This window comes from Rhodococcus sp. NPDC006774, assembly GCF_040636045.1.
Taxonomy (GTDB): Bacteria; Actinomycetota; Actinomycetes; order Mycobacteriales; family Mycobacteriaceae; genus Rhodococcoides.
Genome location: NZ_JBEYIW010000010.1, coordinates 87,017 through 103,493, shown reverse-complemented (window position 1 = coordinate 103,493; position 16,477 = coordinate 87,017). Strand labels below are relative to the sequence as shown.

The following is a 16,477-nucleotide window of genomic DNA, read 5'->3' as shown; positions in this document are numbered from 1 at the left end:
TCGGGTCCTTGTTCCACCGGAACTTGTTCCACTGGTGCTGGGGCAGGAGCAGGTTCCGGCGCGGTGAACTCTGCGGCAGGAGACAGGACATCCTCGGGTGTGGGCTCTGTAGTCGGTGATTCCGGCGACGTGCTGGCAACGGTCGTCGTGGGTGTTGCTGTGGTTGTCGTTTCCGGTGCAGTTGTGTCGTCATCTCCGCAGCCGGTGAGTAGCAGCGACAACGATACCGCTGCTATTGCAGAGATGGCTTTCAGGGAATGGGCCATTCGAATGAGTGCTCCTGTCGAAATCGAAACGGTTCGCGTCGAGTCGGTGTGAACGTAACACCCGATCGAAGTGGCGGCGCTGGTGTCCTTCATTCGAATGAATCGATTGTGGAATGGCCGCCACCTGCAAGTATTGTTTTGTCCAGCGTCCAAAGTAACCCTGGACTTCAGTCCGGTGAGCAGAAAGATTCGACGACTTCATGAAACGTTCCATCATCCGGACTGTTCTTTTGTGCTCTCTCTCTATTGCCGGATCTTCGATGCTCCTGACTGCACCTTCAGCAGTAGCTGCTCCGAAGGACGGAGCGACACTGGTCACGATGGGCGATTCTTTCACCGCCACCGCGCCCATCCTCGGAGACCGAGGTGATGGTTGCGTGCGGCCACCGACGTCGTGGCCGGCGCAACTCGCCGACCAGATCGGTCTCGGCGGTACCGATCGGTTCGTCGATGTGTCCTGCAACGGTGGGACAATCGACACCGGCGAGGGCTTCACTCTGGTGCAGCAGGCGCGCAAAGCAGCCGCCGCCGGAGCGTTCGGGCCCGCCACTCGCGCGGTGACAATCCAGGCCGGCTGGAACGACACCTGGGGAAGCTCGCCCGGTCGCGCCTTTCCGTCGGTGGACTGCCTCTTGGACGTGATCCGCGGGTGTGGGCTCGATGCGGCGGACCAGGGCAGACTGCCCGACTACCGGGCGGTGTCCGGCGAGGCGTACGCCGATCGGGTTCGAACCGTCGTGGACTACGTCCGCTACTACGCTCCGAATGCCAAGATCGTGCTCGTCGGATATCCCGAAGTGTTCGTCGGTGACCAAGCAACGGCCTGCATCCAGGTCGGCGCTGCAATTGCAGTGCAGCCCAACGCGGCCGGCTACATCGCATACCTGACGGCGCTGGATGCCGCTCAGCGCGATGCCGCGCGAATCCTGGGAGTCGACTTTTTCGATGCCCTTGCCGCTACGAAGGGGCACGGCAGTTGCACCGGTGATCCGTGGATCGGTGGCATCACTGGAGTGGATTCTCTCTATGTCGGTGCGCCAATTCATCCGACACCGCTCGGCAACTCCGTCGTAGCGTCCGCGCTGCGCGACCGACTCGCGTTCTGAGCGCCTAGATGGTGTCGGGCCTCGATTCGGAGGTAGTGAAGCGGCGTGATCTGCCCTCGCTCACAGGTGCGCGGTGGTGGGCGGCGTTCGCAGTCTTCGTACTTCACGCGCTGGTGTTCCTGCCGGTGTATCCATTTCAGAAGTCTTCGACCTTCGAGACGATTCACAGCTTCGTACCCATGCAGCTCGGTGCTGCCGGAGTGACCTTCTTCTTCGTGCTCTCGGGGTTCGTCATCTATTGGTCGTTTCGGCCCGGTTCGTCTATACGCCAGTTCTACTGGCGGCGGGCGTTGAAGATCTACCCGACGCACATCGTCGCTGCCCTTGTATTCGTGGTCTCCGCCTCGGTCCCTCTGTCCAGAGCGGTGGTGTGGGTCCCTAATCTGCTGTTGGTCCACACGTGGGTGCCGAAGTGGACGATGGTGGGGGGATTGAACGTCCCGTCGTGGTCCCTGTGTGCCGAGATTCTGTTCTATGCCTGCTTCCCGTTGGCGTTGCCACTACTTCGAAGAATCGGAACCGACCGTCTGTATTGGGCTTTCGGTGCTCTCGTGTTGATGATCGCGGCCATTCACGTGTCGTACTTCGTTTTCGTCGACGGTCCACGCGGAATCTCGAACATCTTTGCCCCGAGGCTTCTCCCCGGAGATGTTTCGCCCATGTTCGAGATCCACGCCTCTCCGGCGTGGTTCGCGCAGGACGACATCCCGGTCTCTCCCTCGTACTGGCTGAGCTACACCTTTCCGCTCTCGCGTCTTCCCGAGTTCTTTCTCGGGGTTCTGGCCGCGCGGCTGGTCATCGAGGGCCGCTGGCGCAACATTCGCCTGACACCACCGCTTCTCGCTCTGGCGCTTGCTTTTTCTGCGACGTGGGTCGTTCCGGTCAACTTCAAGATGTCTGCACTTCTCGTGGTTCCTGTCGCCGCCGTAGTCGCCACCTTGGCCGCCAGAGATCTCGACGGTGTTCGTGGGTTGAATTCGACGCGGCCCATGGTGTGGCTGGGCGATATCTCGTATGCGTTCTACATGATCCAATTTCCGGTGATGGTCATCATCACGCGACTGTTCATCGGCGGCAATGCCTTCGACTTCGCGGGATGGTTGTTCTGGGCGTTGGTCAGCCTCGTGGTGTCGATCGCAGCAGCGCAGCTGATCTACAGTGGCGTCGATCAACCGTTGATGCGCAGGTTCGCCCGTCGACGTGCGTCGACGACAACCGAATCGCAGTCTCTCGAATCGAGCGTCCAGGATGCCTCCGGAAGCCCGGCTGGAGTTCGTCGATGACCGACAACCGGCCGCCGATACCGCCGCCTCCGCCTTCCCGGCGCGTACGCAACGCACCGCCGGCCGTGTCCCCGATGCCGCCGCCCACCGGTCCGAGTCGACCGCCTGGAGCACCATCGTCCGGTTCCACCGATCAGCCACCACGGCGGCGATCAGCCGTAGCGATCGTGCTGGTGGTCTTTGCTGCTCTGCTCGTGCTCGGGGCCACAGGAACGGGGGCGTGGTATCTGCTCGGACGCGAGTCCGGTGAGGGCACGACCGCGAGCGAGAGTACAGAGGAGTCGGATTCGTCGAGCCCGACCGGTGCATCGGACTCCGCGCAATCTGTTTCCCGGACATTGACATCGCCCGTCGGGGCGAGCCCATGGGCAGTCGCCCTCGACCCCTCCGCCGCTACCGCCTACGTCACCAACTCGGACAACGGAACCGTATCGGTGGTCGATACGACAACGGGAGTGACGCGGGCGAGTGTCCCTGTCGGTAGCAAGCCCGCAGGCGTGGCATACAGCACGCAGAACGATGCGGTCTACGTGAGTGACGCCAACGGTCGGTCGGTGACCGTGATCGATGCGCAATCCAACGCGATCGAGGCTGTGGTTGCCGTGGGGAACGGCCCATACGCCATTGCCGCGGACGATGCCACCAACGCCGTGTTCGTCTCGAACTTCGACGAGGGCACGGTGTCGGTGATCGACGGTCGAACCAACGCGGTGACGGCGACCGTCAGAGTGGGTGCCAAACCGTATGGCATTGCTTCGGAGCCGAATTCGGGGTCGATCTATGTCACCAATGCCGGGGATCGTTCGGTGTCGGTGATCGACGCGGCACGCCGCACTGTGGTGGCCACCATCCCGGTCGGTGCCGAACCGTGGGGCGTGGCAATCGATCCGGCGATGGAACGGGCATACGTCACCAACCATGCCGACAACACCCTTTCGGTGGTCGATACGGTGTCCAGATCGGTGGTGACAACAGTTCTCGCAGGTGTGTCGCCGGTCGGGGTGGCGGTGGACTCCAACAGCTCCACCGTGTTCGTCGCCGATCACGGTTCAAACACCGTCACAGTTCTTAACGGGCGTTCCAATTCCATCGAGTCAGGCATCGTGGTCGGCACCAATCCGCACGGCATCGCTGTAGATTCCGATGGCGAGATGCTGTTTGTGACCAACTTCAAGGACGCGACACTCTCTGCCATCGGATTCTGACAGGTGATCATGGTGTGCGCCGTGCGCCGTGCGACGAGCAGTCGCCGTCGGCGTTGCAGCGCTGCTGCTTTCGAGTTGCGCACATTCGGTCGATGTGGCCACTTCCGATGTCGGCGGGGGAGTCGATGTGGCGACCTCGGCCTCGGTGTCGCCGCAAGTGCCGCAAACGGACTTGGCGGCGTTGGTCGACCCCGTCGTGCATGCCACCATGGATCAACTTGCCGTACCGGGGGCGGTCGTCCTGGTGCAAGAGAAGAACATGTTGTGGCAGAACGCATACGGAACGCGAACGGTAGGACGAGACGACCCGGTTACTGTCGGTGATCATTTCCGGGTCGGTTCTGTCACGAAGACAATGGTTGGCACGGTGGTCTTGCAACTGGTCGAATCGGGTGCTCTCGCTCTCACCGACCCTGTGTCGAATTTTCGCTCCGACGTGCCCAACGGTGACTCCATCACCATCGAAGACCTTCTCGACATGCAAAGCGGCCTCTACAGTTATACCGAGAACAGCTATTTCAACACTGTCCTCGATGAAAATCCCGGTCGGGTATGGGACCCGGAAGAGTTGCTGGCGATCGGGTTTGCCGGAGCTCCGTATTCACAGCCTCGGCAGGAGTTTCGCTACACGAACACCAATACCGTTCTGCTCGCCACCATCGTCGAGTCGATCCTCGGTGCCGATCTTCGCAATGTTCTGGCCGACCGGATATTCGAGCCTCTCGGACTGGACGACACGAGCTTCCCGGCATCGGACGACGCCGAGTTGCCTGACCCGCACCCGCATGGGTACCTGTTCGGCACGAACGAGTCCGCCCGAATCTCGGTGAAGCTGTCCTCGGCCCAGGTCGACAATGCTCGAAACGGAGTGTTGGTCCCCAACGACGTCACCGACCTCAATCCGTCGTGGATCTGGGCGGCTGGCGGGGCGATCTCGACGGCCGCCGATATCGCGACGTACGGTCGGGCTCTTGTCCGTGGAGAAGGATTGTTGGGCAACGATCTTCAATCTCGACGAATCGGTAGTGTGACGCTCAAGCCCGACAATCCGAGTCCCGGCGACTACGGGCTTGCCTGGCAGGCATACGGTCCGTTGATCGGACATGACGGTGCCATTCCCGGCTTCCAATCCTTCATGGGCCACGATCCAGTGAGCGACACCACGATTGTGGTGCTGTGCAATGTGCGCGACGGCCCCGCCGGCGGTCGGCCGGCCAACGAAATCGCGATGGGTGTCCTGCAACGATTGCACAGCGGCGAAAGATGATCGGGTCGAAGGAAGGTGACCGATCGGCCATCGACCAGAGCTCATCAGATCGAGCGGTGGATCAAAGCTCAGAACCACGGTCCTGAGTACACACCATTCGGCAGGGGATACGCCAGGTCGGTTCCATCGGCGCTGCTGTACTCGTTGGTGAAGGCCCATCGCTGTCCCACAACACGAACTGGCCGGGTGGTGTAATTCTCCGACAGCGTTTTCTTACTCACGATGTCGATCACCGGGTTTCCGTCATTGGTTTTAGCGTATAGATGCCCGCCGATGAGGCTGGTTTGGTTCAGGTCCAGATTGAGGTCGTAGAACTGGTCTTTCGTGACCTCGTAGATCAGGTTCCAGCTGCCTATCTCGTATATCTCGATCGTGTTGGTTCCGCCTTCTGTACTGACGTTGACGAGAAGATAGTCCGAAATCGGATCTACGGCGACACTCGAGGCGAAAAGAAACGGTGCTCGCGCTAGTTGTCCGGAGGCGCTGTCTATCACCACAGTCTGTAGGGGCTCACTGTAGCTTCTGAGTTCGACCGCCAATAGCGGCGCATCCTGTGCGGACTCTGCGGAGCTGCCGATCTGATAGGCCGCCCGACATTTGGTGCGGCCCTCTTGTGCGCTTGGATCCAGCGTCCAGAGCGGTGTCATCGTCGACGCTGTGAATGCGGCAAGTTGCGGGCAGTCCTTGCCTGCGGGTGACTGTTGGTTGATCACGAGGCGATCATCGTGGGCGCTGACTACCGAGCCCTTGATGGACGGCAGCACTGCCTCCGCCCCGGGATCTATTACGGTGACCGTGCAGTCGTTTTCGCACCTTCCGAAACTGTCCGCGCGCGTCGCGAGAACAACCGTTCCGCTGTTGGTACCGAAGAACGTCTCCACGACCAGGGCTTCCAAGTCGATCTGCGGGAGCGCTAGATGAACGGACGGGACGGAGGACGATGGGTCGAATACCTGTAGCGACGTGTGGAATTGCTCGGCAGTCAGGCCGGATGACGGTGTCCGAGTCTGAACCAGGTGGACGATCGTGAGGTCGTTGCTTCCTGTTCCAGCAGTCGTCGTCCAGTGGTCACGCAATTCATCTCCGCCGGGAACTACGGGGGAGGGAACGTCGGCGAGCTTCAAAGTGTCCACAGGCGCATAGGCTGGAGCTCCGCCGTTCAATCCGGTAAGCAGTGCGCCCGATGACTCGAAGGCCTGTCCGGTGTTCCAGTCGAGTGTCTGGGGTACGTCGGCTGTCTCCGTCGTCGGCACGGTTGTGCGTGCTGTCGTGGATGTGCCGGCGGGAGTCGATACGGCCTGAGAGGTTTGCTGTGCCAGCTGCGAACTGACATTGGTTGGTGGGGTATCAGCGGAGCAGGAGGCCATCGACAAACTCGAAGTGACGACTATCAAGGCAATAGTACTGCGGCGCATTTAATTCTGGTCCTCTTCACGGTAGGTGGCACTTACCACGGGCATCGATTCGGTATTGGTGTCGAGGCGGATGGTCCAGAGCCCGTCTTTCGTGGCCTCGAGGACTTTTTGCGCGGTCAGATCCGACGTTGTGATGAGGTGCTTGGTCTTGTTCGAGCATTCGACTATCGACTTCTGCTCTGCTGCTTCACCTTCGGTACCGACGACTGAGCAGCGAACCGCGCCGGCCAGCACGAACTCCGAAATGGTGGTCGACGCCTCGCCTGTGAAGGTGGTCTTCGGCACGGGCGTTGCTGCAGTGGTTGTCGGTGGTGTTGTCGGTGCAGCGGTCGAGCTCGGGACAGCGGGCGAGGAAGGGGACGGCGGTGCCGAGACGACTGCAGGAACTTGCGAAGGCTCTATTGCAGCTGCGTTCTCGAGCGGAGCTGGAGTGGTGGCGCTCGGCTCGCGCAAGCTAGGCGCCGGTCGAGGGGGAGCCGAAGGGCGACTGGTTATCGTGGCTGATGGCGTCGGCTTCTCGAAACCAGGGGCCGGGCTCGTACTCACTGTGGTCGACTCCGTGGGCCCGTCGCTGGTGCTGCTCGAAGCCGGTACGAGTGGCAAATTCATACTCCGCGGATCAGGAAGCGGAGTAGCGGGACGTTGCAGTGTGGAGGTATCGATCGTTCTGCCGACCGATCTCAGCAGTGGCTTCAGCGTGTCCAGATCGACCAAAGTGAATTGATCGACCGTTGAGTTGTTCGGTGTCACAGGGATTGGTTCACCTGCGGCGGGTTGCGTGGCGTAGTCGACGGAAACGACGTTCTGTTCGCGGTAGGACGGCCACCTGTCCCCGGTCGGCTGATAGCCGGACAACGGTTCACTTGCCGGGGGGCCGAGTGGATTTCCGCAATTGCAACGGATACGAGGAACACCAGCGGCGTCGACCATGACGGCGGTACCCGCCTGAAGAACCGACTGGAACGGGGTTGCTCGACCGTCGGAGAAGCTGTAGTTGGTGACTCTCAGATCGGTCGTCAGAGAAACCGGCGTCAAAGTGTCGAGGTAGAACGGAATGGCCTCGGTCGGGATCCCGAACGCGGACGCCCACGCCTCGGACTTTGCACGGTCTTCGGACAGGTAGTTGGCCAACGCAGCAGCGTCGCAGGAAGCGTCGTCGTTGGTTCCGCCGTAGAGGCCCGGCGTGGTTCCCACTACGGTCGACCCGCCGTTGGAATTGGTGGTCAACGATCCGGCGAGCTGCGCGAGCATCTCATCGCTCGACAGGTCGGACAACGGACGGCTGGCCAGAGCGACCGATGGAGTGAACGGTCCAGGACCGATCGACTCGGCCGACTGAAGTGCAATGTCATTGGTCGATGCCGACGACCCTCCAGTGACCAGAACGGTCACGGCAAGGGCGCTCACCACCACCATCGACAACGCCGCAGCGGTAGCGCCCAGAATGGTGCGTGAGGTGTCACGCTTTCCGGCATCAGGATTGGGATCCTGCCAGGTCGAAGAGTCGGGTCCGGTGGTCACGTTGTGCTCCATGTCATTGCAAGTAGTTCAGTCTCGAGGTGTCGGTCGGGAGGCCGGTCGTCAATCTTGTCTCGTCACGGTGCCGTGATACCGCGCCATGCTTTGCCTGATCGTGTCGAATCGCGGGTCGGTCGAGTTGTCGAACTGTCGGCCCACAGACTCGTAACTGGCTTGATCTTCGTGAATTTCTCCTGGATTCCTACCCTCGCCCACGCCGAAAAAGTGTTCCGTGGTGCCACGATTGGGGTCGAGAGCTCCGGCGGCTGCGTCGAACAGCGCGCTGCGAACGATCCGAGCAGGATGGGCCGCGACGGCATCGCTTCGGGGGACCAGGTCGAAGTAGGCCTCGAGTTGAAGTACGTTCACCCCGCGCGAAGCAGGATCTGAATTGGGGACCTTTGGTGATCCGAAGGTCACGACGTCAGTGACGTTGAATTTGCCAGACGCGGCGATGTTTTGAGCGTCGATTCCACCCTGGCTGTATCCGACCAGCATCACTTCGGCACCTGATGGGATCTTCGACATCCGTTCCGTGATGTATGGATCGTTGATACCCAAAATCTTGTAGCCGTTTGCGTATGCGCTCAGGCGATTGCCCGCGTTCCACACGTCGCCTGCACCCCCCGTTCCGTCGAGGTACACGACATATCGCTCGATCCCATCGGAACCGACGACTTTGTCGATTGTCATTCCATCGTTGTTCTTGTCTTCGTCGGATCGGATCCGCGTGTACAAACTGCTGGTGCTGACACGCGGTTCGGAGCAGACCGTCAAACCCGTCGCGACTGTGGTGCCCGTTGCCGCTGCACTCGTCGACTCCTGTTCGGATGCGTTGCGTCGCAACGTATCGGCTGCCACAGTGATGGCTTGGCTCGTCGACCTCAATCGTGCGGTGTCCGTCGTGTTCCACTGCGATCTGAAGCGGTCCGCGTCGGGACCGCGCCATGCATTGGAATTGGAGATTCGGACCGACAAGGAGCGGATGGTCTCCTCCAGGGTGCTGGCGATGTCGGTGAACTGCTTCGCCAGTGTGCGAAGCTCGTGGACGTCTGCCCCGTATTCGGCCACAATCTGCTCCTTGTCGGTATCGAGGTTCTACGAGCTGCTGCTGGTCTGCTGTTGCTGCTGCGCATTGCGACTTGCTGTCTGCGATGCCTGCTGCAGTGCATTGACGACAGCCTTGAGCTGCGCGGTGTGCGTGCCCTGCCATTCGGAGCGGAATCGATCGGCGTCCGGACCCTTCCACTGAACGCCGTTGAGCTGACTTGTCAGTCGCGTCAGCACGCCCTGAATTTCGTTCGCCTTGTTGTTCAGTTCACGCGAAAGCTGCTGAACCTGCTCGACGTCTTGTCCCCAGAATGCCATCGGCTTCTCCATTCGTTCGTTGTTTTTCGTGATAGTCAGTTCGGACGCGCAAGCTGTAGCTTCACCGCCTTACCTTGCGCAATCAGGAATCCTCGGCCAGGTGGTTGTGCGCCACGTTGCCTTGAGCCCAGCGGCGTGCTGAGAAGGCTCTCGCCGTCGATGTCACTGGGACACAACAGGAGTCCTCGACGACCGGACCGGAAGGGGCCGCCGAGCGCGTAGGCACTCTGCCAGGTGGAGATCTCCGACTCGCCGACGATGAGGCCATCCGCAGCGTCGACACACTTGATCATCCGTTCGAGGTCCGGTTGAACCACCGAGTCGGTGAACTCGCTCAACGACTCGACGACAACCAGCATGCGTGGCGCGTCGTGGGATTCGCATCGCTCGATGATCTCGAGCAGCAACGTCGACACCGCCTCCAGCCCGACTGCCGCGGAATCCCACACGTCCTCGGATTCGGTGCCACTGGCACGTGGTGAGAGATAGAACGTCCGGACCTCGGATTCTGCACGCACAACGGACTGCGCCAAGGTCACGAGCGCCGTCGAGCGCCCGCTGAACGGTGGGCCCGCGACCATGAGCAAGCCGCGCGGGTCGAATCCCACCGGCGCGAGATCTGCGTAGCCGATGCCGATCGATGGCTTGCCTCCGACCTCGTTGGGCAGGGAGCGCGAGGCAACGTCATCGGAGAGGCGTTCCACAGCGGCAGTACGGTGGACACCTGCTGCCCGCGACGCATCTGCGAGCTCGGTCAGTACGCGGAACTGGGTCTCGACATTGGGGTCACCGCCGAGCACCGAGATCTGCACTTCCCGATCGTCCACAATCCCTCGTCCGGGCGGCGATACGCGGTCGAGGACGTCCTTCGGCGCACCTAGTAGGAGATAATCGTCCTCGGAGGCCATGCGTAGAACGAGACGACGTTGAATGGTCGAACCGAGCGATGTGGGAACAGCATTGGGACGGTCGGCCGACACGATCAGATGTACCCCGACGGCTCGGCCGTCAGTGGCGATCTGGTTGAGCATCGCGAACCACGGGGACAACGGCGACGATTCGTACGCATCTCGAAACGCGCCGATACCGTCCACCAACAACAGGATGCGCGGCTCGTCCGGCCGCCGCGCGATGCTGCGATAGTCGACGATGCTGGAGGCGTTCACTCGCGAGTAGTCCTCGGAGCGACTGTCGACGAGACCGGTGAGCCGCCGCATCAGACGTCCCAGGAGTTCGTCGTCATCGCCGACTATCGCCCCGACCTCGGGGAGAGTGTCGAGCATCCGCAGTCCGCCCGAGCCGAAGTCGATCCCGTATACCTCGACCGGCCCCTGCTCGCTCGCAGCCAGGACGGCAGCGGTGGCGACGGTACGCAGGACCGTCGACTTGCCCGATCCGCCAGTGCCGAACACAGCGAAGTTTCCGTCTCTGTCCGGATCGAAGCAGACTGGTGGCTGGCTTTGGGTGGCGGGGTCGTCGGCGACGCCCAGTGGGTACCCACCCAGTGAAGCGCTCGGCCGAGTCACCATGTCGTATGCCCGTTTGAGCTCGGGGAGCCACGGCACTCGTGGATTCGGTACCTCCGCCAGCTCGGCGGCACGAGCGATCGAGCGAACAACCCGCATCATGTCGGTGTCCTGCGATCGCGCAGCAACTATCGGAATGGGTGTTTCCCAGGGCTTCCCGTCGCCGAAGTTCATCTCGGTGATGTCGATAGGCGTTTGCGTATCCGAACCGACCGTCCAACCACCGGTGTATGCGGTTTGGAAAGTCGTCAACCGACCCGGCCCGACCTTGGCTGTTGCGCGGCCGGGCAAGCTGGGTGAGAAGTAGGCGGCATCCTTGGACCCGAGCACATCGACCGAATCGTCCTCGTCCGCCATCCGCAGTGCCACGCGAAGATTGGTGTTCGCCCGAAGGTTGTCCTTGATGACACCGGCTGGGCGTTGAGTCGCGAGAATCAGGTGCAGTCCTAGCGAACGTCCTCGTTGAGCGATGTCGACGACACCGTCGACGAACTCGGGTATCTCCTTGGCCAACGCTGCGAACTCGTCGACGATGATCACCAGCGAAGGCGGAGTCTCCGGGTCCTGCGAACGCTCGAGCGAAAGAAGATCCTTCTCACGTTTGCGATTGAGTAGCCTTTCGCGATAACCGATCTCGGCTCGAAGCGAGATCAGCGCTCGCCTGACGAGGTGAGGGGAAAGGTCGGTGACGAGTCCGACCGAGTGGGGTAGGTCGACGCAGTCGGCGAACGCCGTTCCACCCTTGTAATCGACGAACAGAAACGAGACGCGGTCCGGACTGTGCTCTGCGGCCATGCCGAGAATCCAGGCCTGGAGGAACTCGCTCTTGCCAGAACCCGTCGTACCACCGACCAGAGCATGCGGCCCGTGCTCGCGCAGGTCCAGATGGAATGTGTCGACACCGCGCGATCCGACGAGAGCCCGTAACGAATTATCCGACGTCCGTCGAGGAGGGGGCGGCCCGGAACGCTTCAGGATGGAGTTGTTCCGTTCCCAACGTCGAACGAGCTTCGTTGGATCCGAGGTGATCGAGAAATCGTCCAGATCGAGGAAGGAGACCGAGCGTGGCAGGTCGGTCTCGTCTTCGACGGACACTCCGACATCGACGACAGGCGCGAGCAACAGCGCGATCTGGCGGGCGTCCGGCAGGTCGACGGTTTCACTTGCCACGGGGAAGGTGTGCTTTCCGACGCGTACTTCACCCGCCGTCGAACCGGATGTGTTCGTCTCGACGAGCAGGAAGGACCTGCACGCCGCGGGTACGCTCGTCAATTGTGTTGCTACCCAAATGAGGTGGACGTTGACGTCGGGCCCACGCTCGGCGAGTCTGGTCAGCCGTGATCGATCGACGGGAGCGTCGTCCTCGACCACCACCACGACGACGGGAAGGATCGGATCGGCCTTGCCGAGGGTCGGTCTTCCGTCTTGCTCGGTGTCCAATGACTTTCTGGGGCCGGTACGAACCTCCGACGCGTCCAGTCGCTCGCGAACGAGGTCCTCCAGACGAGCCACCAAGGAAGTACCACCTTCGGTGGAATCGGCGAACAGGTCGCCGGCCAGGGGGCTGTAGGTCGGGCCGCTGTGCGGGAGCCATTCGAGCCAGCTCCATGACGCGCGCGTCGCGGACGACGCAACGGCGGCGATCGTGAGTTCGGCCGGCGAGTGCAATCCCACCAGCTGAATGACAAGTCCACGTGCAACCCCGTCCACGACTCCTCTCGGTCCGCACACTCCCAACGATCCGCTGGAACGGAGGTCGGCGACGATCGGTACATCGGTGATCGTGGAGAACTCGTCACGCATCTCTTCGAGCTGCCGCCAGTACTCCGGCAGCGATTCGCCTCGGCTGGGCAGTTCGAGCGCGCTCCGAGACGGCGCATCTCCCAATCCCATTCGGACAGTAAGAAACCCGGAGTGCTCTGGTCGGTGGGTCCAGAGCAGAGTGCCCAGTAGGTGCACGGCTTCGACGGAGTCGGATACCGATGGGGTCTCCCCGAGGCGCACTGCGCGTTCCACGGCCTGGGCAGAATGCATATCGGCCGCGGTATTTCGCAGTCCCGATGCGAATTGTGCGATGGCCTCGCGCTGCTTGCGTTTGTTCTGCAGCGCGGTGTCGATGTACATGCCGATCATGAGCAAGGGGCTCAGAGCAACGAAGACGACGGTGAGGGCATTGCGTGTGAAGGCGAACAGTGCGATACCGAGGATCAGCGGTGCCAACATGGAAATGATCGGAAAACGATTGGGATCGAGCCGTTTCGGTGGCTGCGGCGCCTCGAATGACCGGCCGTCGAAACGCCTTATCACCCTCGGTGATCGATTGAACTCCATCGCTGGGCTGTCTGCGGAGTCGGTCCGTGCACGTACCGTGTGAAAGACCGCGATGGTCGTGTCACCGAGGCCGACGACATCGGACCCGCCGATGTAGGTGCGCTCGATCCAGTTGCCGCCCATGTGAACACCAGCACCGGTCTCGGTACGATCGACGATCTCGATACTCTCTCCGACGAGGATGAGGGCATGTGAACCCAGCACTGTGCTGTCGGTGAGGGAGATGTCGGCTTTCGAAGACGAGCCGATGGTGCTGGCACCCTCGGGTAGAAGGAACTCGCGTCCGGCATCCGGGCCGGACAACACTCGAAGCATCGCTATGGCTCGTCCGCGACGGCTTACCGCATCGCGGCCGTTGTAGGTCCCCACCGTCACCGTCGAGCCGGATCGCACCCCGGATTCGACGAGATTGACCCCAGGGTCCAACTGGCGACCGTCCACTGCGGACTCGAACGCCGACTGCTCGACAGTCAATGTGAGGTCGGGCGTCGAGGGGATCGAACTTTTCGGGTCGCCGTCGGCCAGTGCTCGCGCCATGTCCCCAACGGTCGCGGTGGCGTCGGCGACCATCGACAGGTCGACGGTATGTCCTGACGGCCGTCGCAGAATCAGTCTCAGGTGCATGTCATGAACTCATCGCAACGGTGTCGAACGGTGGCGGCGGAGGAGGAGGAGGAGGAGGTGCGACAGGAGCCGTCGACATGGGCCCGACGGGTACCGGAGAAGCCACGGCGAGCGTTCCGCGGTCGGGTTTGCGGAAGGCGGTCGTCACGACCTGAGGTCCCATCGGATTCAGGCCCTTGACGACGTCGATGACGGCCGTCCGTGCGACACGGTCGTGCCAACCTCTTCGCAGCCCCGAGGAGTCGAAGGCTGTGCTCAGCGCGCACAGCCAGGGAATGGCCAGGAACACCAGGCTTCGAGCCGCAGCGGCAGCGATACCTGCAGGTCGGGTGGTGGCAGAATCGGCGAGACGCAGACCGAGGGCGGCCTTGCCGAAAGAGACACCGCGAACTCCGTTCCATACGACGAGCCAAATCCATGTGCACACAGCGGATATCGATCCGACCACCAATGCAACGGCACCGTTGGCGAGTGCGAGACCGAGCATGGTGAACGCGAAGGGGCCGAGCGCGACAGCGCCGCAATCGATCACCGTGGAGACGACCCGCAGGCCCCTGGATGCGGGAAGTACCCGGGCCCCAGGACTGACCGGATCGACCTGCAACGGCGACGTTGCGGCCTTGGCGAGGGTGGACGGGGCAACCGCTCGGTTGGATACCGCCCCGCCGCACACCGCACAGAACGGTGCGCCGGGGGATAGCCCAGAACCGCACCGCACGCAGACTTCGGAGCTAGTCACCACGAGGCCTCTCGAACGAACAGACACGGCGGACTGCCATGAAATCCGTATCGTACGAAGCTTTCGGCACTTTCACAGTCGCTCGAACGAACGACAGTACAAATCGGGCCGAGGTTCATCCGATTGAGGTACTGCGGATTCCATAGCTGCAGTGAAGTATCTGGTTCGAGAATTGGCGAGCGCCTTACATGAGGCCTTTACTTTGGAGAATGCGTGAAGACACCGACTTGTTTCCGTAGGTCCTTGTTTGCTGGACTGGCCAGTGCAGCAGTGCTGATCGTGTCAGCGCCGCCCGCATCAGCGGAATACACGCCAATCGACTACATCGAACTGAGCACGTGGAGCTACGACGAGATCGCCCCCGACGTGTACGAAGGAAATCTCTTCAAGCCAACCCAGTTCGCGCTGTACATCGAACCGTGGTCACAGGGTAAGGAGCTGATAGGAATCGGCTGCAAGACGACGATCACTGTTCGTGGGTATTTCGGCATCATCGGTGTCAACGAGTCCAGCGGGCGATGCAACACGTCGAACCCGGGAACGACCATAGAGGTGCCTTTCGACGGCAAGTACCAGATCACGGCGACCGTGAGCCGCACTGCTGGAACCTCATTCACCGCGACCAAGGACGTCCTGATCGGACCTGCTTCGTTCATTCCAGCAGCGGTCGATACCGGCTCCGCGGCGATCGGAGGCCCTACCGGGTCATCGACCACCGGTTCGGCGGGATAGACACCACGCACTCGCCACTGCGGGTGGACGCATGGGCGTTCACCCGCTTTTCGGGCGGCTCGATGGCATTCTTGGTCTCGTGAATCAGCAAGGTAGCCGAAAACGCACTATTGTCCTCGTTCTCGTCGCGGCCCTGGCCGCAATTATCCTGGTCGGTGGCTTCGTATTCGCGGTCTTCCGCTTTCTCGGCGACGAAACAAATGGGCTGGCGTCGGCCGCCGATGAAACAGCGACACCGACGGTGCGAGTCAATTCGGCACCTTCGCCAAAAACCCCGAGGGTGGCACCGAGCGTGGAGCAGATGCCGACTGCCCCATCCGCGTCCGTCCCGAGTGTTTCGGCGCAACCGGGCCGCGGTGACCTCGGACTCGGCGTTCCCATCACGGTGCCCTCGTGCGACGGAACCGGGATCGTGGTGATTCAGTCGGCCGTTGATCCGGCGTCGTACACCCAGGAGATCTCGGCCGCTTTGTCCGCGAACCCGGGAGCCTCCTATCTACGCACCGATAGTTCGTGTCCATCGTTACGCCAACGGTCCGACGCGGGCAACGCAATCTATGCGGTCTATCGACCGGCGGGATCGACGACGCAATCCATCTGTGCGGCTGTCGACGCAGCTCCGGTCGGTTCCTACGGAAAGTGGCTGGACCTGACCACGGACCCGACTGCGATCATTTCCTGCTGATCTCCTGGTGAACGACAGCCACGCACGAATTTCTCTTCGAGGGACGCAACTGTCGGTTGTTCGATCGATAGCGCGGCCGCCCTTGACGGTGGCATAGTCGGCCGGTGCTCTCGTCGAAAAGCGCATCTCGTGAGAGTGTGGAGGCTTCATGAACGCAACCGGGCCTTACGGCCAGGGTCCAGGGCAATATCCCTACCGTCCATCCTCGGCACCCAACGTTCCGCCTCCGCCTGGACGCCCCATTCCGCAGCCTCCGCCATACCCGTCGAATAGCGGCTATTCGCCGAATTCGATTCGCGCGCCGTATGGTCCGCCCCCGAAAGCCCCTCGTCCACCTGCTCCAGGTGGTGGTCGAAACGGTGGCTTGATCGCGGCAATTGTCGCCGTGGTGGCACTCCTTCTGGCTGCTCTC

General features: G+C 61.8%; 13 protein-coding genes. 6 read left to right on the top strand and 7 right to left on the bottom strand.

Translation table 11 applies throughout. The features are described 5' to 3' along the window. Positions 1-189: 189 nt before the first annotated feature. Positions 190-609: a hypothetical protein gene (locus tag ABZ677_RS16770; protein ID WP_358371219.1), complete on the bottom strand. Its 420-nt coding sequence runs from the start codon at positions 607-609 to the stop codon at positions 190-192. Here ABZ677_RS16770 and ABZ677_RS16765 point away from each other — a divergent pair. The 4 genes from ABZ677_RS16765 (at position 587) to ABZ677_RS16750 (ending at position 5,127) form a co-directional block, all read left to right on the top strand. Then, positions 587-1,372, top strand: a complete 786-nt coding sequence (locus ABZ677_RS16765) for an SGNH/GDSL hydrolase family protein (protein ID WP_358371216.1) — start codon at positions 587-589, stop codon at positions 1,370-1,372. The genes ABZ677_RS16770 and ABZ677_RS16765 overlap by 23 nt on opposite strands. A gap of 35 nt (positions 1,373-1,407) precedes the next feature. After that, the gene (locus ABZ677_RS16760) at positions 1,408-2,655 is read left to right on the top strand and encodes an acyltransferase (RefSeq protein ID WP_358371213.1); all 1,248 of its coding nucleotides are present in this window, start codon (positions 1,408-1,410) and stop codon (positions 2,653-2,655) included. A gap of 173 nt (positions 2,656-2,828) precedes the next feature. Beyond that, on the top strand, positions 2,829-3,860 hold the full coding sequence (locus ABZ677_RS16755) for a YncE family protein (protein ID WP_358371210.1): 1,032 nt from the start codon (positions 2,829-2,831) through the stop codon (positions 3,858-3,860). Between the two features lie 94 nt (positions 3,861-3,954). Beyond that, entirely contained in the window at positions 3,955-5,127 is a 1,173-nt protein-coding gene (locus ABZ677_RS16750; protein ID WP_358371207.1) for a serine hydrolase domain-containing protein, read from the top strand. Positions 5,128-5,195: 68 nt separating this feature from the next. Here the strand turns inward: ABZ677_RS16750 and ABZ677_RS16745 are convergent, their stop codons facing one another. The 6 genes from ABZ677_RS16745 to ABZ677_RS16720 form a co-directional block, all read right to left on the bottom strand. Further along, positions 5,196-6,260, bottom strand: coding sequence for a hypothetical protein (locus ABZ677_RS16745; RefSeq protein ID WP_358371204.1), 1,065 nt, complete (start codon positions 6,258-6,260; stop codon positions 5,196-5,198). A gap of 282 nt (positions 6,261-6,542) precedes the next feature. Then, positions 6,543-8,063, bottom strand: a complete 1,521-nt coding sequence (locus ABZ677_RS16740; protein WP_358371201.1) for a DUF6777 domain-containing protein — start codon at positions 8,061-8,063, stop codon at positions 6,543-6,545. A gap of 60 nt (positions 8,064-8,123) precedes the next feature. Then, on the bottom strand, positions 8,124-8,921 hold the full coding sequence (locus ABZ677_RS16735; RefSeq protein WP_358371198.1) for a hypothetical protein: 798 nt from the start codon (positions 8,919-8,921) through the stop codon (positions 8,124-8,126). 237 nt (positions 8,922-9,158) lie between these two features. Then, positions 9,159-9,428: a WXG100 family type VII secretion target gene (locus ABZ677_RS16730; RefSeq protein ID WP_121873540.1), complete on the bottom strand. Its 270-nt coding sequence runs from the start codon at positions 9,426-9,428 to the stop codon at positions 9,159-9,161. Positions 9,429-9,463: 35 nt separating this feature from the next. Then, complete coding sequence (locus ABZ677_RS16725; protein WP_358371195.1) at positions 9,464-13,909, bottom strand: FtsK/SpoIIIE domain-containing protein; 4,446 nt, start codon at positions 13,907-13,909, stop codon at positions 9,464-9,466. 1 nt (position 13,910) lies between these two features. Further along, positions 13,911-14,648: an RDD family protein gene (locus ABZ677_RS16720; protein ID WP_358371193.1), complete on the bottom strand. Its 738-nt coding sequence runs from the start codon at positions 14,646-14,648 to the stop codon at positions 13,911-13,913. Between the two features lie 243 nt (positions 14,649-14,891). Here ABZ677_RS16720 and ABZ677_RS16715 point away from each other — a divergent pair, with 243 nt between their 5' ends. Together ABZ677_RS16715 and ABZ677_RS16710 are read left to right on the top strand one after the other, a co-directional pair. Continuing rightward, positions 14,892-15,380 (top strand): hypothetical protein, encoded by a 489-nt coding sequence (locus ABZ677_RS16715; RefSeq protein ID WP_358371190.1) that lies wholly within the window; start codon positions 14,892-14,894, stop codon positions 15,378-15,380. 301 nt (positions 15,381-15,681) lie between these two features. Next, a complete protein-coding gene (locus ABZ677_RS16710; protein ID WP_358371187.1) occupies positions 15,682-16,065 on the top strand; it encodes a serine/threonine protein kinase in 384 nt (127 codons plus the stop codon). Positions 16,066-16,477: the final 412 nt, after the last annotated feature.